The 22000-nt window shown below is 61.5% G+C and carries 18 protein-coding genes; 3 read left to right on the plus strand and 15 right to left on the minus strand.

The features are described 5' to 3' along the window. Window positions 1-55: 55 nt before the first annotated feature. Window positions 56-922, minus strand: coding sequence for a pirin family protein (locus EQV96_RS03665; protein ID WP_095018879.1), 867 nt, complete (start codon window positions 920-922; stop codon window positions 56-58). A 250-nt stretch (window positions 923-1172) separates the two neighbouring features. Between EQV96_RS03665 and EQV96_RS03670 the strand changes: the two genes are divergently transcribed. After that, window positions 1173-3647: a TonB-dependent siderophore receptor gene (locus tag EQV96_RS03670; RefSeq protein WP_095027198.1), complete on the plus strand. Its 2475-nt coding sequence runs from the start codon at window positions 1173-1175 to the stop codon at window positions 3645-3647. 57 nt (window positions 3648-3704) lie between these two features. On the opposite strand, the gene hcnC is transcribed toward EQV96_RS03670, so the two are convergent. The 3 genes from hcnC to hcnA are packed head-to-tail and all read right to left on the minus strand — an operon-like array spanning window position 3705 to window position 6674. Further along, window positions 3705-4961, minus strand: coding sequence for a cyanide-forming glycine dehydrogenase subunit HcnC (gene hcnC / locus EQV96_RS03675; protein ID WP_095025094.1), 1257 nt, complete (start codon window positions 4959-4961; stop codon window positions 3705-3707). A gap of 1 nt (window position 4962) precedes the next feature. Next, window positions 4963-6360, minus strand: a complete 1398-nt coding sequence (hcnB, locus tag EQV96_RS03680) for a cyanide-forming glycine dehydrogenase subunit HcnB (protein ID WP_240881366.1) — start codon at window positions 6358-6360, stop codon at window positions 4963-4965. After that, window positions 6357-6674 (minus strand): cyanide-forming glycine dehydrogenase subunit HcnA, encoded by a 318-nt coding sequence (hcnA, locus tag EQV96_RS03685; protein WP_095002425.1) that lies wholly within the window; start codon window positions 6672-6674, stop codon window positions 6357-6359. Before hcnA ends, hcnB begins: the two co-directional genes overlap by 4 nt. Before the next feature lie 176 nt (window positions 6675-6850). Between hcnA and EQV96_RS03690 the strand changes: the two genes are divergently transcribed. Next, entirely contained in the window at window positions 6851-7714 is an 864-nt protein-coding gene (locus EQV96_RS03690; RefSeq protein WP_095002424.1) for a LysR family transcriptional regulator, read from the plus strand. 92 nt (window positions 7715-7806) lie between these two features. After that, window positions 7807-9051 (plus strand): AGE family epimerase/isomerase, encoded by a 1245-nt coding sequence (locus tag EQV96_RS03695; RefSeq protein WP_095021357.1) that lies wholly within the window; start codon window positions 7807-7809, stop codon window positions 9049-9051. Window positions 9052-9081: 30 nt separating this feature from the next. Here the strand turns inward: EQV96_RS03695 and EQV96_RS03700 are convergent, their stop codons facing one another. The 11 genes from EQV96_RS03700 to EQV96_RS03750 form a co-directional block, all read right to left on the minus strand. Beyond that, window positions 9082-11517, minus strand: coding sequence for a TonB-dependent siderophore receptor (locus EQV96_RS03700; protein ID WP_240881368.1), 2436 nt, complete (start codon window positions 11515-11517; stop codon window positions 9082-9084). A 100-nt stretch (window positions 11518-11617) separates the two neighbouring features. Continuing rightward, on the minus strand, window positions 11618-12595 hold the full coding sequence (locus EQV96_RS03705; protein WP_240881370.1) for a FecR family protein: 978 nt from the start codon (window positions 12593-12595) through the stop codon (window positions 11618-11620). Next, window positions 12592-13092, minus strand: coding sequence for a sigma-70 family RNA polymerase sigma factor (locus EQV96_RS03710; protein ID WP_095002420.1), 501 nt, complete (start codon window positions 13090-13092; stop codon window positions 12592-12594). Before EQV96_RS03710 ends, EQV96_RS03705 begins: the two co-directional genes overlap by 4 nt. A 177-nt stretch (window positions 13093-13269) precedes the next feature. Beyond that, on the minus strand, window positions 13270-14016 hold the full coding sequence (locus tag EQV96_RS03715) for an SDR family oxidoreductase (RefSeq protein ID WP_095002419.1): 747 nt from the start codon (window positions 14014-14016) through the stop codon (window positions 13270-13272). A 66-nt stretch (window positions 14017-14082) separates the two neighbouring features. Next, window positions 14083-16179: a bifunctional diguanylate cyclase/phosphodiesterase gene (locus EQV96_RS03720; RefSeq protein WP_095002418.1), complete on the minus strand. Its 2097-nt coding sequence runs from the start codon at window positions 16177-16179 to the stop codon at window positions 14083-14085. Between the two features lie 146 nt (window positions 16180-16325). Next, the gene (locus EQV96_RS03725; RefSeq protein WP_240881372.1) at window positions 16326-17531 is read right to left on the minus strand and encodes an acetyl-CoA C-acyltransferase; all 1206 of its coding nucleotides are present in this window, start codon (window positions 17529-17531) and stop codon (window positions 16326-16328) included. Between the two features lie 9 nt (window positions 17532-17540). After that, window positions 17541-18011: a MaoC family dehydratase gene (locus EQV96_RS03730; protein WP_095002416.1), complete on the minus strand. Its 471-nt coding sequence runs from the start codon at window positions 18009-18011 to the stop codon at window positions 17541-17543. Window positions 18012-18021: 10 nt separating this feature from the next. Further along, the gene (locus EQV96_RS03735; RefSeq protein WP_095002415.1) at window positions 18022-18807 is read right to left on the minus strand and encodes an SDR family oxidoreductase; all 786 of its coding nucleotides are present in this window, start codon (window positions 18805-18807) and stop codon (window positions 18022-18024) included. Between the two features lie 88 nt (window positions 18808-18895). Beyond that, complete coding sequence (locus tag EQV96_RS03740; protein WP_095018872.1) at window positions 18896-19774, minus strand: SDR family oxidoreductase; 879 nt, start codon at window positions 19772-19774, stop codon at window positions 18896-18898. 10 nt (window positions 19775-19784) lie between these two features. Next, window positions 19785-20936, minus strand: coding sequence for an acetyl-CoA C-acetyltransferase (locus tag EQV96_RS03745; protein WP_240881374.1), 1152 nt, complete (start codon window positions 20934-20936; stop codon window positions 19785-19787). 3 nt (window positions 20937-20939) lie between these two features. Beyond that, complete coding sequence (locus EQV96_RS03750) at window positions 20940-21998, minus strand: acyl-CoA dehydrogenase family protein (RefSeq protein ID WP_095002412.1); 1059 nt, start codon at window positions 21996-21998, stop codon at window positions 20940-20942. Window positions 21999-22000 lie beyond the last annotated feature (2 nt).

Raw genomic sequence — 22000 nt, forward strand, 5'->3', positions numbered from 1 at the left:
GAAAAGGCCAGGCCATGACCCTCATGGCCTGGCATTGCGCTTCGGTGCAGCATTGCTACGCGGGCATGCGGCCAAACTTGCCCGACTGGAAGTCCACAAACGCCTGATGGATTTCGGCGTCGGTGTTCATTACAAACGGCCCATGGCCCACGATCGGTTCGTCGATCGGCTCGCCGCTGAGGACCAGCAGCACGGCGTCGTTATTGGCTTCAAGGCGGATGCTCGAGCCATCACGCTCAAACAGCGCAAGCTGCCCTTCACGCACCACGTCCTGACCGTTGACCTCGACCGCACCATGCAGCACCACCAGCGCAGTGTTGCGGCCCGGGTGCAGATCCAGCGTAGTCGACTTGCCCGCATTCAAGCGGATATCCCACACGTCGATCGGCGTAAAGGTATGGGCCGGGCCGCGTTTGCCATCGAACTCACCGGCAATCAGGCGCAAACGGCCGGCATCGTCCTTGAGCGCCAGGTCGGGGATGTCACGGTCGACGATGCCCTGATACCCCGGCGCGGCCATTTTGTCCTTTGCAGGCAGGTTGACCCATAGCTGCACCATCTCCAGCGGGCCGCCACTGCGGGCAAACGCCTCGGAATGGAACTCCTCGTGCAGGATGCCGGACGCTGCGGTCATCCACTGCACATCACCCGGGCCGATCACCCCGCCGTTGCCGGTGGAGTCACGGTGTTCCACTTCGCCCTTGTAGACGATGGTCACCGTTTCAAAACCACGGTGCGGGTGCTGGCCTACACCACGACGCTCTGTAGTGGGCGTGAACTCGGCTGGCCCGGCGTAATCCAGCAACAGAAACGGGCTGATGTGTTTGCCCATGCTGTCGTAGGAAAACATCGTGCGAACCGGAAAACCATCGCCGACCCAATGAGGGCGGGGGGCCTGATAAACACCAAGCATTTTTTTCATGTTGCACCTCCTGTAAATCATGGCAACAACTATAGATTCGTCGCACCTATAAGACTAGACAGGTTTTTTGGTACTGATCGTTCTATGGATGGAACAATTATTCCGCCCTGCATCAGCGGGTCAAGCCTGTAATGGCCGGAGCAAAACCAACTAAATCAGAAACTTGTTTCTGGTTTATCAATCGTGCTGCGTCTAATAACTATTCCTATTAACAAGAATGAAATTTCTTACTTCGGAGCCTAGGCACGCGATGCAACGACCCAACTTGAGCCGGACCCCTCTTTCGATCGCCACCCAACGCCGGACGGTACGTCACACCTTGCTGTCCAGTGCCCTGATGGCCTCGGTCATGCTGGGGGCATCCCTTGCCAGCGCGGCGCCGGTGGCCCTGAACATTCCGTCGCAAGCCCTGGCCAGCGCGCTGAATGAACTGGGCAAGCAGGCCAACCTGCAGATCCTCTACAGCCCGGATCAGGTGCAAGGCATCAAGTCGCGTCCAGTGAGCGGTTCGCTGGAGCCGGTCAAGGCACTGGAGTCCCTGCTGCAGGGCAGCGGCATCTCGTATCAGCTCAACGGCGACACGGTGATTTTGAGCGCCCCCCAAGGCAAAGGTCTGGAACTGGGTGCAACCACTGTCACAGGCCAGGGCCTGGGCGATTCGCTGACCACCGAAGACACCCATTCCTATACCACCGGCGCCAGCAACAGCTCGACCAAACTGCCGCTGTCGATTCGCGAAACCCCGCAGACCGTCACAGTAGTCACCCGCCAACTGATGGACGATCAAGCCGCACAGAGCATCGGCGATGTACTGCGCAACGCGCCGGGCATTTCCACCCAGGCCTACGACAGCGACCGCATGGAGTACTCGGCCCGCGGCTATGCCATCACCAACTTTCAGTACGACGGGGTGAACACCCTGTATGACGGCGTGTTCGATGAAGGTGCGACCAAGGTCGATATGGCCCTGTATGACCGCGTCGATATCGTCAAGGGCGCTACCGGCCTGTTGTCCGGCTCGGGCGAGCCGTCGGCCACGGTCAACCTGATTCGCAAAAAACCGACCCGCGACTTCAAGGCATCGGTCACTGCCAGCGCGGGCTCGTGGGACAACTATCGCACCGAAGGTGATATCTCCGGGCCGTTGAATGACGATGGCAGCGTGCGCGGGCGAATGGTGGCGGTTTACCAGGATGCCGACTCGTACCGCGACCACTACTCACGTAAAAATGACGTGTTCTACGGCATCATCCAGGCCGACCTCACCCCCGACACCCTGTTCACCTTCGGCATGGACTACCAGAATATCAAGCCTCGCGGCTCGTCCTGGACCGGCAACCCGTATTACTTCTCCAACTACACCAAAACCGACTTCAGCCGCTCGTTCAACCCGGCCACCGACTGGAGCCGCCGCGACGTCCAGATCCAGTCCACCTTCGCCTCCCTGGAGCACCGTTTCGCCAATGACTGGAAAGTCAAAGGCACCCTCACCCAGCAAACCAACGACCACGACACCCTGCTGGGTTCGGCCAGCGGCGGGATGCCAGATCCGGTCACGGGTGACGGCATGTTCTTCTACTGGGGCCAGTGGGAAGGCCATCGCGTCCAGAACACCTTCGATATCAATGCGACCGGCCCGTTTACCCTGTTTGGCCGCGAACATGAACTGGTAGTGGGAGCAACCTCCCAGACCTCCCGCCAGACCGGCGCGACCTTCGACGGCAGCGAATTCCGTGAACTGTCGAGCAGCATCTTTGACTGGAACGGCAAATACCCGAGACCGGACTTCCCGAAAAACGGCAAATACGAAACCAACCAAAATCAAAACAGCGCCTATATCGCCGCACGCTTCAAGCCGGCAGACGACTGGTCGATTATCCTTGGCAGCCGCATAAGTGATTTCCAGTACAACAGCACCTACAAGTACTACGAGCAGACCAGCACGTTCCAGGACAACAAGACCACGGCAAAACAGCACGGCGAGGTGACGCCCTACGCCGGGGTTGTCTACGACATCAACGACAACTATTCGGTGTACGGCAGCTACACCTCGATCTACAAACCTCTTACCGAGCAGAGCAGTTCCGGTGCCACCCTGGCCCCCACAGAAGGCAACAGCTACGAACTCGGTTTGAAGGGCGAGTACTTTGATGGCCGCTTGAATGCCAGTGCGGCCGTTTTCCGTACCGAGCAAAAAAATGTACCGATTCAGGTCGGCACCAACGCCAACACCAACCTGGGCATCTATGAATCCCTTGATGGTGCGACCACCAACGGCATCGAGCTGGAACTGGCCGGTGAACTGATGCCGGACTGGAACCTGATCGCCGGCTACACCTACGCCCGCACCCGCTCTGATGATGGCGAACGTGTCTACGGCTACCCGCTGGAAACCACCAAGCCGGAAAACGTGGCGCGTCTGTTCACCACTTACCGCCTGCCGGGGGTGCTGAACAAAGTCACCGTGGGCGGTGGCGTGAACTGGCAAAGCCCGTTCTACGGCAAGATCTACAACGATGCCAAGGGCGACTACGACATCATCGAGCAGCACAGCTACGCGCTGGTCAACCTGATGACCCGCTACGAGTACAACGAACACCTGACGTTTAACCTCAACGCCAACAACGTGTTCGATAAAAAGTACCTGTCGGGGCTGGGTAACTTCAACACCACCTACTATGGCGAACCACGCAGCCTGATGCTGACGTCCAAGTACACCTTCTAAGTCAGCAGCGGCAACGAGCCTGCTCGCGAAGGCCAAGCGCATCGCGAGCAGACCGTGTCAGGCACTCACGGCTTTTTTCAGCGCCACCGGTTGCAAGTCAAAACGCTCCGCCAGAAACGGCGTGACCTCCAGCGGCAGCGGCTCTTGCCGCACCAGTGCGTCGAGCATGACACCAGTGATCGCCGAAGTCAGGATGCCGGTACGGAAATGCCCGCAGGCATTCAAATACCCCTCAATCCCCTTCATGGGCCCCAGGATCGGCAGCTCATCGGGGGAGCCTGGCCGCAACCCGGCCCAGGTACGCTTCAGGTTGGCGTCCTTGAGTTCGGGAATACAGCGCATCGCTCCCTGTACCAGCCCGGTGATTTCAGGGAAGGTGGTGGTCACGTCGAAGCCTTTGTCTTCGGTGGTGCTGCCAATCAGGATTTCGCCGTTGTCCTTTTGCGCCAGGTAGCAATCACTGGTGGTCAGGCAGCCGTTCAGCAACTTGGGCATGCGCTCGGTCAATACAATCTGCCCCTTGACCGGGGCCACAGGGATACTCACGTCAGTGGCCATCACGCTGAGTTCTGCCGCCCAGGCGCCAGCGGCATTAATCAGGGTTTTGCAGTGGAACGCGCCCTGGCTGTCGGTGCGCACGCCGGTCACCTTGCTGCCTTGACGCATGACCTCGATGACGTTGGTGTTGAAGTACAGATCGACTCCATTTTGCCGGGCCCCTTCGGTGTAGGCATCGGTCAACCGGAACGGGCTCACCTGGTGATCGCACAAAAACTCCAGCGCACCTTGCGCATCGTGGCTGACGCTCGGCTCCGCCTCGCGCAGGGCCGCCTGGTCGAGCCAGCGCACCTCATCGGCCAGATGCGGGATATTGGCGACAATATGCTCGGCATAGAGCCGGTCTTCATCGTCATAAATCACGTACTTGAGCCCGGTGCGCTCGAACTTGAAATCCATCCCGTGGTTTTCCAGCAGTTCCTTGTGCAAGCCGGGGTACAAGGCATTGGATTGCAGGGCAAAGTCGAAAAAACACGCTGGCAGGATATGCGGGGTACTGGCGTCGACAATCACGGCCGAACCCTGGGCTTCACGCTTGCGTTCGGCAGACATCATGCGAAAAAAAATCACCCCGCAGCCCAGCCCCACGGACTCGCCGATGGCCCACAGCCCGCCTGCCGACGCGCGGCTGGCATTGCCGGGGCGCTTGCAGTCGATCAGGGCTATTTTAAGATCCTTGCGCCGGGACAGGTGATACGCACAGGAGGCGCCAATAACACCGCCACCGGCGATGACAACGTCATAGGTCTTGATCATGTCAGGCATCCTTGCTCGCGTTGATAAAAGCCGAGAACGGCACGGGTTCCAGCGGGAATCGCGGGCGCAACCAGCCCACATCCTTGCGCCCGGTGGCTTCACGCAGGCGGTCACTGCAATAACCGACACACATGCGGCCCTGGCAGTCGCCCATGCTTATGCGTGTACGCATTTTAAGGCTGGCCATGTCCTGCACGCCCTGGCTGAGCGCAAGGTCGATATCGGCGCGGGTGACATGCTCGCAACGGCATACCACCGTGTCGGCCTGGGGCAGATCGATCTGGCGCGTACCACGCCGGGTATAACGATCAATCCCGCCGCGAAAGCGCATGAGGGTGTTGAGCCTGGATAGGTACTCGCGGCGCTGTTCAAGCGCCTGCTTTGCACTCAGGACCCCACGCTGCTGCAAGATCGACAACGCGCCAATCCGCCCCGTGAGCATCGCTGCCTCGCCCCCGCGCATGCCCGTGACATCACCGGCCAGGTGGATTGATGCCTGACTGCTCTGCTGCCAGTTATCGGCTTTGGCCGCCAGATAACCGTCGACGTTGTAAGCATGATCCAGACCCATCTGCTGGCTGAGCTGAGTGCGTGGAATAAAGCCATAACCCACCGCCAGGGTGCAGGCTTTCACCGCCTGCGCCTGGCTCATGTCGGCCTGCCAGGTGTTGGAATAGGGAGCCACGATCACTTCGCTCAGTTCCCCTTCGCCAAACGCCTGCACCACACCCCAGCCGTAATGCACGGCCACGCCATGGCGCTTGAGGTAAACCAGCATGCTCAGGCCGTCGAGGAACAACTGGGGCTGGTTGAGCAGCGCCAGGCTTTCCTTGGCAATGCGGCCAAACTCGCACGCTTCATATACCCCGGCCACTTCCACACCCGCTGCGTGCAACTGGCACGCCACCAGCATCAGCAAGGGCCCGGTGCCCGCAATCAGCGTCGGCCCATGGGGTTTGACAACACCACTTTTGATCTGCAGCTGCAGGCCACCCAGCATGATCACACCCGGGGTGGTCCAACCCGGGAACGGCACGCTGCGCTCATGGCAGCCAGCGGACAGCAGCAGTTGATCGAAGCCGATTTGCTGCAATTGCTCATGCTCATCCAGCACTTGCAGGCTTTGCTGACCTTGCCCGCCGACAACGCGATGGTTGAGGCGTACATCCACTGAGTGGGCAATGACCGAAAATTCGCCGTGCAACTTGTGCAGCGCAGCCTTGTAGCGTTCTCCCAGATAGTCGAGTTCGACACCGTCGCGCAAAGGCCCGCGATAAACTACACCACCCAGCCGCGAGGCTTCTTCGAACAACGTGCTTTGCACGCCATGCTGCGCCAGCTCTATTGCCGCCGACATCCCTGCCGGTCCGCCACCGACAATCACCGTACGGGCGCTCATAGCACCAGCTCCTGGCTGGCGACGCGGTTGATCCCGGTCTCGACCTGCATACCGGGCTTTACCACGGTCTGGCAGGCGCGACGCTTGTGCCTGCCATCGATATTCACCAGGCAGCAGTAGCACACGCCCATGCCGCAATAAGCGCCCGTCATCCGCCCGTGGTCGTTGCGCGACAGTTGCCGCACACCCACTGAGTTCAACACGCTGAGCACGGTTTCACCTTGAGCGGCATTGACTGGCTGACCATTGACCAGAATGGACATGTCGGCCTGCCTCAAGGGTTGAATATCGTACTGTCGCTTCAAGTCATCCATGTCTGTCATCCTTTTTATGTGGTGTTGCCCGGTCAATCACTGGCACCGGGTACCAGGGCCGACGACCTTAGCCTGCTCCTGAAAACAAACATTGATGCGTGCCAATAAACGTCGCGTTTCATGTGTTTTCCAGCCATTACCCTTACACTGCAAGCCCCTTGCACACTGGCGCGCTTATGGACCTCGACCTGGCCCGTACTTTCCTTGAAATTGTCCGCTACGGCAGCCTGGTGGGCGCGGCCGAAAAGCTGCACGTTACCCAGACGGCCGTGACCGCACGGGTACACAAGCTCGAAAGCCTGCTCGGCGTCACCCTGTTTACCCGCAACCGCGCCGGCGCAAAACTCACCCCCGAAGGCGAGGCCTTTGTGGTGTACGCCAACCAGTTGCTGCACACCTGGGAAGCCGCACGGCGCGATCTGCCGCGCCCCGAAGGCTTGCATCAGTTGCTGCATATCGGCGGGGAAGTCAGCCTGTGCAACCCGCTGATCCTCAACTGGGCCAAAGCCCTGCGTCAGCACCTCACCACCCATGCCTTGCGCATACAAATCAGCGATGCCGAACAATTACTGCGTCAGATCGAGATGGGCCTGCTGGATGCCGCGCTGGTCTATCAGCCCGCCTACTGGCCCGGTGTGCAAGTGGAGCAGTTGCTGGAGGAAAAACTGATCCAGATCCGCCGCCCCGAACAACCTGAACCTTATGTATACGTCGAATGGGGTGAGGGTTTTCGCCGCCAGCATGACGCCGCCCTGCCCGACAGGGCGCGAGCGGCCATCAGCTTCAACCTGGGCCCGGTGGCCTTGCATTACATCCTCGACAACGGCGGCAGCGGCTACTTCCGCACCCGTGTGGTCGAGCGCTATCTGGACAGCGGTGCCCTGGAACGGGTGCCCAAGGCCCCGGAATTCAGCTACCCCACCTACCTGGTGTACTCCCGCGAGCGTGACTGCGCAGCCTTGCAACAGGGCATCGCGCTGCTGCGCGAAATCGTCAGACAGGACAGCGACTGGTCACAGCCCCGGGAGCCGGAAATTTAAGTCGCCAGGCTCCGGATGAAAGCTTTCAGCTTTGTGTCATATCCCTTAGTCTGCGAGCGTTGAATCACCCATAAAAACAATACAGGTGGCACATGACCGACCTAACCCGGGCCAACGAAAGCTGGCTGACATCGCCGACCCATCAACAGTGGCTGCGCGATCAGGGCCAGGCGCTGGTGGATTTCGCCAAGGCCGCCCGCGTGCCCTGCGGCTTCGCCGCGCTCGACCCGTTTGGTCGCCGCCCGAACAACGCCCCGGCAGACACCATCACCACCGCACGCATGGTGCACAGTTTTGCCCTGGCCCATATTCAAGGCCTGCCCGGTTGCGCGCCGCTGATCGACCACGGCCTGGCCGCACTGGCCGGGCCGCTGCGTGATGCCGTGCATGGCGGCTGGTTTGCCCGCCCCGGCGCGCAGGACGGCAACACGCGCAAAGCGGCCTATCTGCATGCCTTTGTCGCGCTGGCCGCCAGCTCTGCAGCGGTGGCCGGGCGCGGTGGTGCGGCCGAGTTGCTGGGCGATGCGGTGGCCATTCTTGAAGGCAATTTCTGGTCCGAGGCAGAAGGCGCCCTGCTGGAAAGCTTTGCTGGCGACTGGAGTGACTGCGAGGCGTATCGCGGAGCCAACAGCAATATGCACGGTGTCGAAGCTTTTCTGGCCCTGGCCGATGTCCTCGATGAAGACCTGTGGCTCGATCGCGCCCTGTCGATTGCCGAAAAGCTTGTTCACCAGCATGCAGCGCAATCCGGCTACCTGCCCGTGGAGCATTTCGACAGCCAGTGGCAGCCATTGCCCGATTACAACCGGGACAACCCGGCAGACGGTTTTCGCCCGTTCGGCAAAACGCCCGGCCACGCCTTCGAATGGGCGCGCCTGCTGTTGCACCTCGAGGCGGCACGCAAGCAACGCGGCCTGGCGGCGCCCGAATGGCTGCTGGAAGACGCGCGGCGGTTATTCGCCAGTGCATGCCAGTTCGGCTGGAACGTCGATGGTGACTGCGGAATCGTCTACACCGTGGACTGGAACCACCAGCCGCTGGTGCGTGAGCGTCTGCACTGGACCCTGGCCGAAGCCTCGGCAGCTGCGGCGGCGTTGTTGCAACGCAGCGGTGAGCATGAATACGAAGTCTGGTATCAACAGTTCTGGGACTATATCGACCTGTACATGATCGACCGCCAGAACGGCAGCTGGCATCACGAACTGGGGATCGACAACCTGCCTTCGCAAAACATCTGGCCGGGCAAGCCGGACCTTTACCATGCTTACCAGGCCACGCTGCTGCCCCGTTTGCCGTTGGCTATCAGCCTGGCCAGCGCGCTCAAGCTGCGGCGCTGAGCAATCCCGCCCCCGTAGCAGAGCGCTCCCTCACCAATCGTATTTAACCTCCAGCGACGCCGTGCGCTGCTGGCCGTAGTAGCAGCCAAAGCTGTAGTTGCACGAAGATACGTACTCTCGATCAAACAGGTTCTGCACGTTCAGCCGGGTACTGACACCCTTGAAGCTCGCATCCAGGGCCGCCAGGTCATAGCTGAGCGTTGCGTCATACACCACAAACGACGGCGTCTTGAAAGTGTTGTCCGAGTCGCCGAAGTTTTTCCCGGTATAACGTGCACCGCCGCCCAGGGTCACGCCCGCCAGGGCCTGTCCGGTGAAGTGGTAGTCGGCCCACACGCTGGCTGCCCAGGGTGCCTGTGCCTCGCTGCGGTTGCCTTCATTGCCATAGTTGGACTTGGTGTAGAACACGTCCAGATACGACAGCGAGGCGATCAGGTCGATGTTGCTGAAACTGCTTTTGCCTTCAAGTTCGATCCCCCGCGACCGGACCTCGCCTTCCTGGATTTGATACTCCTGGTACTGCAAGTCACCGGTCAGGACGTTTTGCTGGGTGATTTCAAATACCGAGGCGCTGAGCAAAGTGCTCTCATCGGGCTGGTATTTGACCCCCACTTCATATTGCTTGCCCGTCATGGGCACGAACGCCTTGCCACCTCGGGCCGGTGCCGCAGTGCCCACGGAAGGCAGAAAGGATTCGGTGTAACTGATATACGGCGCCAGACCAAACGAAGTGACATAGGTCAGGCCCACACGCCCGGTGAACTTGCTATCGCTCTGGATCTCGTGGGAGTTGGCCAGCAAGTCATTGTTGTCGACCTTGGCCCAATCCTGGCGACCGCCAATGGTCAGGATAAAGTTGTTCAGTTTGATCTGGTCCTGCACATAAAAACCGGTCTGCTTGACCCTGTTATCCCATTTGGTAGTCAGGGTCGGCACACCCGTGGTGCGGTAGTTGGTGGGGTTGTAGAGGTCAATCACCTCGCTGCCGGACAGGTTGTAGCCCTGGAACTTGCGGGTGAAGTCACGGTAGTCGAGCCCCACCAGCAGGGTGTGCTGCACAGGCCCGGTGGTGAAGTCACTTTGCAGGTGGTTGTCGAAAGTATAAGAGCTGTTTTGCTGGCGCCAGTCGAGCTTGGTGCGGCTGGCATGGGTATCGGTGGCGCCGCCCGGGGCGGTGACGAAACGGTTCAGGTAAAAGCCCTTGTAACGGTCATTGACGTCGATGTAGCTCAGGCTCTGGCGATAGGTCATGACCTCGTTGAAGGCATGGGAAAACTGGTAGCCGAGCACATATTGATCGCGCTTGTAGTCGTTCCATTTCGAGTCGCCCGAGAAGAAGTCTCGATCTATCTTGTTGCCTTGGGAGTTGCGGTACAGACTGCCCACGGCCGGCAAGGACTGGTAGTCGGCCAGGGCATCGTCCCGTTGCACTTGCGCGTAGACCGTCAGTTCATTGCGGTCATCCGGCGCCCAGGTGAGACTGGGCGCCAGCAGCATGCGGGAATCTTCCGTGTAGTCGATTTGCTCGCTGCCGGTGTTGCCGACGCCGATCAGCCGATAGCTCAGGGTTTTGCCTTCATCCAGCGGGCCGGTGGTATCGAAGGCCAGGTTGTAACGGTCAAAGCTGCCGGTGCCGACCTTGATTTGATGCCTGGCCTCGGTGCTCGGGCGCTTGGCCACCATATTGATCATGCCCCCCGGCTGGTTTTGCCCGTACAGAACGGAGGACGGCCCCTTGAGCACTTCGATGCGCTCCAGGGTGTAGGGGTCGATCTGCGGGGTGCCGCCCAGGCTGCCCGCCGAAGGCAGATAGGCGCCATCAAGGTAGAGCAGGGTCGGGGCAAAACCGCGGCTGGTGATTTCATCGGCAATGGTGTTGCGGTCGGTATAGCCGTTGGTGCTCAGCCCCGGGGTGTAGCGCAGGGCCTGGGTCAGATCGTGGGCGCCCTGCACTTCAACCTGATCAGCAGTGACCACGTTGATGGTTTGCGGAATCTCGAGGATCGGTGTGTCGGTCTTGGTGGCGGTGGCCGAACGGGTGGCGACAAAGCCGTCAACATGGCCACGACCATCCTCACCCAGACGCGCAGACACGTTGGTTGCGCCCAGATTCAGTACCCCGTCACCGGCATTGGGGTAGACACTCAAGGCACCGCTACCGGTCACCCCCAGGCCCAGCCCGCTGCCCGCCAGCGCGCGTTCGGCGGCCTGTTGCGGGGTGTACATGCCATTGACCGGCGCGGAGGTTTTACCCTGCAACAAGGCCGGAGCCACCGACAGGGTCAGGTTGCTGTCGCGGGCAATGCGGCTCAGGGTCACGCCCAGGGGCGCGGCAGGCAAGTCAAAAAAACGCGTGGCATTTTGCTCGCCAGACAGGGTTTCGGCCACCGCGCTCAGCGGGTAACCGCCAATGCTCAGGGTGATGGCCAGCGCCAGCAGGCAGGTTTTGGGATGGGCGTACGGCATGGGGCATCCTTTCTCGTTGCAAGGTAGGCAGTTGTAACCTTGACCAACGAGAAAGCCTTTCCCCTCACCTTATCTGCAATTAATTCGCATTCATTGGTTTTTACTGGCGCACATCGATCAGGGTCAGCCACGGCCCATAGCGCGTGATCTTGATCGGCAAGGTTTGCGCCAGCGTATTCAGGGTGTGTGCGGTGTTGTCCAGCGGGAATACACCGAATACCCGCACCCGCGCGGCTTCCGGGCTGATACGCAGCATGCCGGTCTGGTAGGGCCGCAGCGCCTCGACCAGGGCTGACAGAGGTTCGTCGTGCAGCTCGACCCGGCCCGCGAGCCAGTCGGGCTGGCTACGGGATGTCGGGGTTTGCGGATCTATCCGGGTGGCGGTAAATGACGCCGCCCGACCGGTTTCGAGGTGGAGTTGCTGACCGCCCAGGGTGTGCAACTGCACGCTGTGCTGTTGCACGCTGGCCAGGCTTTCAGTGCTGCCCTGGCGCACCATAAAGCGCGTGCCAAGGGCTTGCACCTGGCCCTGGGCAGTGCTCACCACAAAAGGACGCTGGGCGTCGGCTGCCACATCCACCTGCAACTCGCCTTCACGCAGGTGCACCCGGCGCTGATCGCTATTGAAGTCGATATCCACCGCACTGCGGGCGTTGAGGGTGAGCAGGCTGCCATCGGCCAGTTCGACGGTTTTGCGCTCGCCGGTGGCCGTCTGGTAATCGGCCGTCAACCCCGTCAGGGGCGTCACGCGATCCACCAGACCCGCGGCACCCAGGCCGAGCAACAACAGCAGCAGGCCGCCTTGCAGGGTCTTTTTGCCCGATGGCGATGTACCGGCCAGCAGCGCCCGACGTACCGCCTGCAATTGCCCCGGGCTGCGCCGCTCAACCGATTGCAGATCGGCTACGGGAGCCTTGAGCACCCCGGCGACCCGCTGCCACGCAGCCAGATGTGCCGGGTTTTCGGCCAGCCACGCCTTGAACACCTGACGCTCCGACGGGCAGGCCTGGCCGGACTCGAGGCGCAGCATCCAGTCAATGGCGGCACGGGTGGTCGGGTCAACCTTGGCTGTACTCATGGGCTCTCCGCCGTTTGCGACAGGCAATGAACAAAAGCGCGGCGCAAGTCGCGCTCAACGGTGGCCAGGGATACGCCCAATTGCTCGGCAATGGCCTGCTGGGGCATGCCTTCAAGACGATTGAGCAAAAAGGCGCGCTTGACCCGCGATGGCAACCCTTCGAGCAGGCAATCAATGGCTTCGATCGCCTCTCGGACCAGGGCAATGTCTTCTGCAGAAGGTGCGTAGGCCAGAGGCAGCTCGGCCAGTTGGTCGAGATAGGCTTGCTCAAGCTTGCGCCGCCGCCACAGTGAGCAGAGCAAGCGCCGGGCAACGGTACTCAGGTAAGCCCGAGGCTCCTGAATACGTTCCAGTTGGCGGGCATCCCAAGCGCGCAAAAATGTGTCCTGGGCCAGATCGGCCGCATCCTGCGGGCATCGTACCTGTCGCGACAACCAGCCGCGCAGCCACGCGTGATTGTCGTGATATAGACTGGCCAGCAGCCTTTGGGGATCCACAGGACTCGACACGATAGATAACCATACTTAAATAGCAATAAGTCGCATTATCGTCGGATCAAGCATAAATGCAAGCCATGTGGGAGCGGGCTTGCCCGCGATGCAGGCGGCGCGGTTATTCAGCCTGACCGCGCTGATGCCATCGCGAGCAAGCCCGCTCCCACAAAAGCACGACCTTCAGCGCCCGCCGCCCAGGTCGAGAAAGGTGCCGGTGGTATACGACGCCTTGTCCGACAGCAGCCATACAATGGCTTCGGCCACTTCTTCCGGCCGCCCGCCACGCCCCATGGGGATGATAGGTTCAAGCTTGCTGACCCGGCCCGGATCGCCGCTCAAGGCGTGAAAATCGGTGAAGATATAGCCCGGCCGCACCGCGTTGACCCGGATCCCCTCGCCCGCCAGTTCCTTGGACAGCCCCAGGGTGAAAGTGTCCAGCGCGCCCTTGGAGGCGGCGTAATCGACGTATTCACCGGGCGAACCCAGGCGGGCCGCCACCGACGACACGTTGACGATATTACCGCCCTGCCCGCCGTAACGTGGCGACATGCGCAGCACGGCATGCTTGGCACACAGAATGGGCCCCAGCACATTGGTTTTCAGGGTGTGCATGATGCGCAGGTCGGTCAGCTCGTCGACCCGCGATTTGAGCCCCACGGTGCCGGCGTTGTTGACCAGCGCGGTAACAGGCCCCAACTGTTCGTCAACTTCGAGAAACAGGCGAATGATTTCCTCTTCGTCGCTGACATCGGCACGCACGGCAATGGCCTTGGCGCCCATGGCGCGAACCTGCGCCAGCACCTCATGGGCCGCAGCATCATCGGTCAGGTAGTTGATGCAGATCCGATAACCCTGCTTTGCAGCCAGCAAGGCCGTGGCAGCGCCTATGCCGCGGCTGCCGCCGGTGATCACGATGACTTTATCCATAAATACGTGTTCCCCTTACACCGATCCAAATCTGGCTGTCAGAATAACCGCGAAGGCCCGGTTTTGTCAGGTCGCTGTTTTGTTGCCCGGCCCGGCGGGTTCGGCACCTTGGATATCGGCCATGAATTGCTCCGCCGGCAGCGGCTCGCCCAGCAGAAAACCTTGCAGGGCATCACAGCCAAGCGTGGTTAAAAAACTTTGCTGGGTATCGGTCTCCACCCCTTCGGCGACGATACGCAAACCCAGGGCCTGGCCCAGCGCGACAATGGCCGAGACAATCGCCGCATCGTCGCTGTCGTGCTCCAGGTCGCGCACAAAACCGCGGTCGATTTTCAGTTCATTGGCGGGCAGGCGCTTGAGGTACATCAGGCTGGAATAGCCAGTGCCAAAGTCATCGATGGACAGGTCCACGCCCATTTGCGACAACCGCTGCAACACCACCATGCTCGCATCGGCATCGCTCATGGCGGTGGTTTCGGTGATTTCCAGGGTCAGGCTGTTGGCCGGCAACCGATGACGCTCGAGCGCCGCGACCACGCTGTCAACCAGCCCTGAATAGCAGAACTGCAATGCCGACAGGTTGACCGCAATGCGCCAGTGGCTATAGCCCTGATCGAACCATATGCGCATCTGGCGGCAGGCTTCATTGAGCACCCAGTCACCGATGGGGATGATCAGGCCGGTTTTTTCCGCCAGGTCGATAAAATTTTCCGGCAGCAGCAACCCTTGCTGCGGATGCTCCCAGCGCAACAGCGCTTCGGCCCCCACCGGCCGGCTGTTGCTGGCATCGAACTTGGGCTGGTAGTGCAGGCGAAACTGCTGCAGCTCCAGGGCCTGACGCAAGTCCTGCAGCAGCTGCAATTGCTTGCGGGCATTGGTGTTCATCGACGCGTCGAAAAAGCTGTAGCCATTTTTGCCCGCGCCCTTGGCGTGATACATCGCCGCATCGGCGTTCATCAGCAGCTCTTCGGCGGTCAGGCCATTGCCGGGGTACAGGGCGATACCGACACTGGCGGAGATCAGCAGCTCATGCTCATCGACCCGAAACGCCCTGGACAACAGACCCACCTGCCGCGCTGCCACTTGCGGTGCGTCATCAGGCTCCAGCAGACGCACCAGCAGCACAAATTCGTCGCCGCCAATACGCGCCAGGGTGTCCTGGCTGCGCAACTGCTCGCGCAGGCGCAGGGCAACTTCCCGCAGCAAACGGTCGCCCAGATGATGACCAAAGGCATCGTTGACCGGCTTGAAGCCATCGAGGTCGATAAACATCAGCGAGAAGCAGCCGCCCTGCTCCGCCACCTTGCTCATCGCCTGACCGATACGGTCAGCCAGCAGGATGCGGTTGGGCAACCCGGTCAGGGTGTCGTGCAGCGCCAGTTGGGTCAGCTCTTCGTTGGCCAGGGTCAGGGAGTCCGCCAGGGCAGCTGTACGGGCATCGAGGCGGGCATCAAAAATAGAGGTCAGCAGGGCGATGACCAATACCGCCAGGCTGGAAACCAGTACCAGATTGTCCAGGCCGTTACCGCTCAGACCGTCGATAGCGGCACCGCAAAAACTGCCGATGGGAAAATTCGCCGCAGCCATACCGGTGTAATGCATGCCGACAATGGCCAGCCCCATGATTACCGCAGCACCACCGCGCATCAGCCGCACGTAAGGGGTTTGCCGGCGCAGACGAAACGCGATCGACAACGCGGCCGCCGAGGCCCCCACCGCAATCACCAGCGACAGGCCAAACAGTGCCGGGTCGTAATCGATGCCCGGCTGCATGCGCAACGCGGCCATGCCGCTGTAGTGCATGGCGCTGATGCCCGCGCCCATGATCAGGGCGCCAAACAACAACTGCAGCGCCGGCAAACGCGGCTGGCTGACCAGCCACAAGGCAAAGCCCGAAGACAGGATGGCAACCAGCAATGACCACAGGGTCAGCCCCAGGTCGTAGCCCAGCGCCAGTGGCAACTGCAACGCGAGCATGCCGATAAAGTGCATCGACCACACGCCAAAGCCCATTGCCAGTGCACCGCCGGCAATCCACAGGTACTGGGTACGGCCGCGCGCCGTGGCGATGCGACCACTCAGGTCAAGGGCGGTATAAGAGGCCAGAATGGCCACACACAGGGAAATCAGGACCAGCGCGGGGGAGTAACTAGCGGAAACCATGGGCCTACTCGTGAACAGATGCCGAACAGCGTCCATGCCCGGTAAAGAAGCGCAATTGTACTGCTTCCCTGCATTTACGCACCTATCCGCGCGACTAAATCCTTAAGCTCCATGCCCGCTCCCACAAAGAAACTGTCCCCCTGCCTTCAGCTCAGCTCAAACAACCCCGCCGCCCCCATCCCGCCGCCAATGCACATGGCAACCACGACAAACCGCGCACCACGGCGGCGACCTTCGAGCAGGCTGTGACCCACCATCCGTGCACCCGACATGCCGAACGGATGACCAATGGCTATCGCCCCGCCATTGACGTTCAGGCGGTCATTGGGGATCTGCAGAAAGTCACGGCAATGCACCACCTGACAGGCGAACGCTTCGTTGATCTCCCAGAGGTCAATATCCGCAACGGTCAGGCCAAAACGCTTGAGCAACTTGGGAATCGCATACACCGGACCAATGCCCATTTCCTCCGGTGCACAACCACTCACGGCAATCCCGCGATACACGCCCAGCGCTTCGATACCGCGCTGCCTGGCTTCGGCACGGCTCATCAGCAATACCGCAGCGGCCCCATCGGAAAACTGCGAGGCGTTGCCTGCCGTGATGAACTCACCCTGTTCAATCCACTTGCCGTCTTTCCACACCGGTTTGAGGGTCGACAGGTCTTCAAGGGTGGTGGAGGGACGGTTGCATTCGTCACGGTCCGCGATCACGTCCTGATGACCGGCGGGCCCTTCCTTGTCAAAGCACAGCTTGCGCGCCGCCAAGGGCACGATCTCATCGGCAAACAGGCCCTCAGCCTGGGCGGCGGCAGTACGTTGCTGGCTCTGCAACGCATACTGATCCTGTACCTCGCGGCTGATGTTGTAGCGCCGCGACACGATTTCCGCGGTTTCGAGCATCGGAATATAAGCCGTCGGCATGCACTCAAGCACGGCCTCGGACTGGGCGCGGTAGGTGTTTTTGTACTTGTTCTGGGTCAGCGACAATGACTCCACGCCACCGGCCACGGCAATCTTCATTTCGCCGGTCATGATGCCATTGGCCGCCACGCCGATACTCATCAGGCCCGAGGCGCACATGCGATCGAGCGCCATGCCCGGCACAGTATCGGGCAAACCGCCGGTGTACGCACACAGGCGGCCGATGTTGTAACTCTGAGTGCCCTGCTGGGCGGCGGCACCCATGATCACGTCTTCCACCGAACCCGGCTCGATACCCGCGCGCTCGACCACGGCACGCACCACGTGACCGCCCAGCACAGGCGCCTCGGTATCGTTGAACGAGCCACGAAAGGATTTGGTCAAGGCAGTGCGGGCGGTGGATACGATCACAACGTCATTCAAATTCATGTTCAAGGCTCACTGTTCAAGGGGGTTGAAGGTGTAGCGGCTGATGGTGTCCACCACGCAGCCGGGGCGTTCGCTGCCCTCGATTTCGACGCTCATGCGCACTACAGCCTGCACGGCCTGGCCCTGCATCTCGACCCGCACCAACTGGCCATGGCCGCGAATCCGCGAACCGACCTTGACCGGCGCAGGGAAGCGCAGCCGGTCACTGCCGTAGTTGACGCCCATGGCCAGGTTCTCGAACTGCATCAGTTGCGGCATAAACAGATTGGCCAGGGCCAGGGTCAGGTAACCATGGGCGATGCAGGCGCCAAATGGCCCGGTGGCGGCGCGCTGAGGGTCGACATGGATCCACTGGTGATCGCCCGTGGCTTCGGCAAACAGGTTGATCCGTTCCTGGGTCAGCAGCAGCCAGTCTGTGCGCCCCAGATCCATGCCCTCGGCCGCCAGCAACTGCCCGGTGCTGCTGAAAACTGTGCTCATGCTCTGTTCCTCACGCTTGTTGCGAGCTGACGGGCAGCACTTCGCCGACCATGTACGAGGCATAGTCACTGGCCAGAAACACCATGACATTGGCCACTTCCCACACTTCGGCGGCGCGGCCAAAGGCTTCGCGGCTGGTGAGCTGGTCGAGCAATTCGCTGCTGGCGGCTTTTTTCAGAAAGTCGTGCAGGGCGATCGACGGCGCCACAGCGTTGATCCGCACGCCGTTTTCGGCGGCTTCCAGGGCGCTGCAGCGGGTCAGGGCCATGACTCCGGCCTTGGCCGCAGCGTAGTGGGCCTGCTCCTTTTGCGCGCGCCAGCCCAGTACCGAGGCGTTGTTGACGATGGCCCCGGCACCACGACGCTCCATATGCGGGAGCATGGCGCGAGTCATGCGCATGGTGCCGGTCAGGGTGATATCCAGTACCGACGACCACTGCTCATCGGTCATTTCGGTCAGGCGTACCTGACCGCCAAGCCCGGCGTTGTTGATCAGCACATCGACACCGCCCAGCGCATCCTCAGCGGCGGCGACCAGGGCTTGCACGTCGGCTTCGACGGTGACGTTGCACAGCTGCCCGTAGACCGCCTGCAAGCCGGTTTCGGCCTTTAGCCGCTCGACTGCCTCTTCGAGACGACGCGGGTGGATATCGGAAATCATCAGGGCGCGACAGCCCTCTTCCGCGCAGCGTTTGGCCGCGGCATAACCGATACCGGCGCCGGCTGCGGCAGTGATCAAAATCGACTTGCCAGCCAGTAACTGGTGGCCGGGGACATAGGGAGGTGCTTGTCTCATGGTTGAATTCTCTTGTTAAGCGGCAAATCAAAAGCCCCTCACCCTGGCCCTCTTCCAAAGGGAGGGGTTGGGGTGAGGGCCAGCGGTATCAGCTACCCCACACCCGCTGCGGTGCAGGCGCTTCGGCCAGAATCTGGCCCAGGGCAACCCCCACTTCTTCGGGTTGCCATTGCGCGCCCTTGTCGCGGGTCACCCCGGTGCGCCAGCCATCGCCCAGGGACAATCGCCCACCCTGGCTTTCGATGATCTGCCCGGTAACATCCCCCGACAGTTCGCTGCCCAGCCATACCACCAGCGGCGCGACGTTTTCCGGTGCCCATGAATCAAAGCCACCGTCTTCAGGTTTTTTCACCATGTCCGGCATCGCGCTTTCGGTCATCGAGGTCCGCGCCGCCGGCGCCAGGGCATTGGCCGTCACGCCGTAGCGCCCCAGCTCGGCTGCCTGCACCAGGGTCAGCGCGGCAATCCCGCCTTTGGCTGCGCTGTAGTTGGACTGCCCCACCGAACCCTGCAGGCCCGCGCCGGAACTGGTGTTGATGATCCGTGCCGCCACCGGCCGGCCGGCCTTGGCCAGGTCGCGCCAGCGCTTGCCAAGGATATTGGCCAGGCAAAAATGCCCCTTGAGATGCACACGCATGACCGCATCCCAGTCCTCTTCAGCGAGGCTGATAAACATGCGGTCACGCAGGATTCCGGCGTTGTTGACCAGCACATGCACTTCGCCAAACGCGGCCAGGGCGGCGTCGACGATGTGCTGTGCCGTGGCCAGGGTGGTGATGTCATCGGCATTGGCAATGGCCTGCCCACCGGCCTGGAGGATTTCTGCCACGACCTCTTCGGCGGCTTCGCGACGAATATCGTTGACCACCACATTGGCGCCCTGCCCGGCGAACGCCAGCGCGTAAGCGCGGCCCAAACCGCCGCCCGCGCCGGTAATGATGACGGTACGTTCTGCACAAATTGCCATGTCGTTGCTCCTAGAGGCGTTCAATAATCGTCACGTTGGCTTGACCGCCGCCTTCGCACATGGTCTGCAAACCGTAGCGGCCACCGCTGTGCTCAAGCTGGTTGAGCAGGCCGGTCATCAACCGTGCACCGCTTGCCCCCAACGGATGGCCGAGAGCAATTGCACCGCCGTTGGCGTTGGTCCTGGCCGGGTCGAAATCCAGCTCCTTGGCCCAGGCCATCACCACCGAGGCGAAGGCTTCGTTGATTTCAACAAGGTCAATGTCCTGCATGCCCATGCCAGCCTTTTTCAGTGCGGCACGGGTGGCGGCAATCGGGGCCCTGAGGTGCCAGATCGGGTCGTCGCCCAACACCGACAGGTGATGGATCCGCGCCCGTGGCGTGAGGTTGTAGCGTTTGAGCGCCGCCTCGGAGACCACCAGCAAGGCGGCCGAGGCATCGCAGGTCTGGCTGGATACCGCAGCGGTGATCGACGCAAACTCGGCAAACACCGGCTCCAGTTCGGCCATTTTGGCCAGGCTGGTTTGGCGCGGTGTCTCGTCGTCCCTTACCCCTTCACAGGGCACGATTTCGTTGACGAAACGGCCGTCGGCCATGGCGGCCAGCGCCCGGCGATGGCTCTCCAGGGCATAGGCTTCCATGTCCTGGCGGCTGATCCCCCAGTGATCGGCGATGCGCTGGGCAGCGTAGAACTGGTTGACCGGCTGTTTGCCAAAGCGCGCTTGCCAGCCCTTGCTGCCAGAGAACGGGTCGGCAAAGCCCAGTGGCTGCCCGGCCAGCATCGCCGAGGAAATCGGAATCTGGGTCATGGTCTGCACGCCACCCACGGCAATCACATCCTGGGTGCCACTCATCACCGCCTGCGCGGCGAAGTGCAGCGCCTGTTGCGATGAACCGCACTGGCGATCGATGGTGGTGCCCGGCACGTTCAGCGGCAAACCGGCGGCCAGCCAGCTGGTGCGGGCGATATCACCGGCCTGGGAGCCGATGGTGTCGACACACCCAAAAATCACGTCGTCATATTCGTCGGCCGGAATTGCGTTGCGCTCCACCAGTGCCTTGAGCACATGGGCGCCGAGGTCGATGGCATGGACATGGGCCAGGCCACCCTTGCGCTTGCCGGTGGGGCTGCGCAATGCATCAACAATATAGGCTTGGGGCATCGGTCAATCCTCGAAGGTGTGACCGCAGCCCAGAGGCGCCGCGCCACTCAATACATATTCGGCCACACGGGCCTTGTGCAGCGCACGGTCGCCCCAGGCACTGTCCAGTGCCCAGGCGCGCTTCATGAACATTTGCAGGTCGACTTCCCAGGTGTAACCCATCGCCCCATGCACCTGGATGCCGTGGCGGGCCGCCAGCCAGCTGGCTTCGCAACTGGCCAGACGCGCCTGGGACACCCACACGGCGGCATTCGGTTCGTTGTGTGCCAGCGCGTAAGCGGCGCGGTACAGCACCGGTTTGGCGAACTCCAGCGCAGTAGCCACGTCGGCCAGATGATGCTTGACTGCCTGAAAACTGCCGATGGGCTTACCGAATTGTTTGCGCTGCGCGGCGTAGTCCACCGATAAATCCAGCATGCGCTGAGCCAGCCCGAGCAACTGCCCGGCTACCGACAGCGCGCCACGATCAAGGGTTTGCGCCCACAGCTGGCGGCCCTGTTCGCCCTGCGCCACCAGGGTGGCTGCGCCGGGTTGCCAACTGACCTGCGCCAGGCGCCGAGAGGCATCGATACTGGCGTGATTTTGCACATCCACCTGGCTACGCGGCACGGCGTGGACTTCATCGCCATGGGCCAGCAGCAGCAAGTCAGCGTGGGCGGCATCGGCCACCAGCGGATTGACCGGGTGCCCGATGGCCACCCGCAAACTGCCGTCGGCAATGCGTTCCAGCCATTCGCCGCGACGGGCTACGCCGTCATCCAGCCCGGCGATCAGCGCACTGGCCACATAAGCGGTATCACCCAGGGAATCAGGAATGGCGTAGTAACCCAGTTCCTGGGTCATCAGGGCCCAGGCCACATCGTCCATGCCCAGGCCACCGAAAGCCTCGGGGATCGACAATGCGGTCAGGCCCTGCTCGGCGATCTTGTTGCGCAAATCCGGGGAGCGACCGACATCGGTTTCCCAGATTTCACGGAGCATTTCGGGGGCCGCTTCGGTCATCAGAAAACGGCTGATGGCCTCGCGAAAAGAGATCTGGTCTTCGGTAAAGGTAAAGTCCATGC

The sequence above is a fragment of the Pseudomonas sp. TMW22080 genome (assembly GCF_022496745.1).
Lineage (GTDB): Bacteria > Pseudomonadota > Gammaproteobacteria > Pseudomonadales > Pseudomonadaceae > Aquipseudomonas > Aquipseudomonas bubulae.

Excerpts from the sequence above, each read along its gene's own strand:
- EQV96_RS03735 (WP_095002415.1), bottom strand. The coding sequence starts at position 18,807 with ATGAGACAAGCACCTCCCTATGTCCCCGGCCACCAGTTACTGGCTGGC.
- EQV96_RS03690 (WP_095002424.1), top strand. The coding sequence starts at position 6,851 with ATGGACCTCGACCTGGCCCGTACTTTCCTTGAAATTGTCCGCTACGGC.
- EQV96_RS03670 (WP_095027198.1), top strand. The coding sequence starts at position 1,173 with ATGCAACGACCCAACTTGAGCCGGACCCCTCTTTCGATCGCCACCCAA.
- hcnA (WP_095002425.1), bottom strand. The coding sequence starts at position 6,674 with ATGGATGACTTGAAGCGACAGTACGATATTCAACCCTTGAGGCAGGCC.
- hcnC (WP_095025094.1), bottom strand. The coding sequence starts at position 4,961 with ATGATCAAGACCTATGACGTTGTCATCGCCGGTGGCGGTGTTATTGGC.
- EQV96_RS03725 (WP_240881372.1), bottom strand. The coding sequence starts at position 17,531 with ATGAATTTGAATGACGTTGTGATCGTATCCACCGCCCGCACTGCCTTG.
- EQV96_RS03695 (WP_095021357.1), top strand. The coding sequence starts at position 7,807 with ATGACCGACCTAACCCGGGCCAACGAAAGCTGGCTGACATCGCCGACC.
- EQV96_RS03730 (WP_095002416.1), bottom strand. The coding sequence starts at position 18,011 with ATGAGCACAGTTTTCAGCAGCACCGGGCAGTTGCTGGCGGCCGAGGGC.
- EQV96_RS03720 (WP_095002418.1), bottom strand. The coding sequence starts at position 16,179 with ATGGTTTCCGCTAGTTACTCCCCCGCGCTGGTCCTGATTTCCCTGTGT.
- EQV96_RS03715 (WP_095002419.1), bottom strand. The coding sequence starts at position 14,016 with ATGGATAAAGTCATCGTGATCACCGGCGGCAGCCGCGGCATAGGCGCT.
- EQV96_RS03665 (WP_095018879.1), bottom strand. The coding sequence starts at position 922 with ATGAAAAAAATGCTTGGTGTTTATCAGGCCCCCCGCCCTCATTGGGTC.
- EQV96_RS03750 (WP_095002412.1), bottom strand. The coding sequence starts at position 21,998 with ATGGACTTTACCTTTACCGAAGACCAGATCTCTTTTCGCGAGGCCATC.
- EQV96_RS03705 (WP_240881370.1), bottom strand. The coding sequence starts at position 12,595 with ATGAGTACAGCCAAGGTTGACCCGACCACCCGTGCCGCCATTGACTGG.
- EQV96_RS03700 (WP_240881368.1), bottom strand. The coding sequence starts at position 11,517 with ATGCCGTACGCCCATCCCAAAACCTGCCTGCTGGCGCTGGCCATCACC.
- hcnB (WP_240881366.1), bottom strand. The coding sequence starts at position 6,360 with ATGAGCGCCCGTACGGTGATTGTCGGTGGCGGACCGGCAGGGATGTCG.
- EQV96_RS03745 (WP_240881374.1), bottom strand. The coding sequence starts at position 20,936 with ATGCCCCAAGCCTATATTGTTGATGCATTGCGCAGCCCCACCGGCAAG.
- EQV96_RS03740 (WP_095018872.1), bottom strand. The coding sequence starts at position 19,774 with ATGGCAATTTGTGCAGAACGTACCGTCATCATTACCGGCGCGGGCGGC.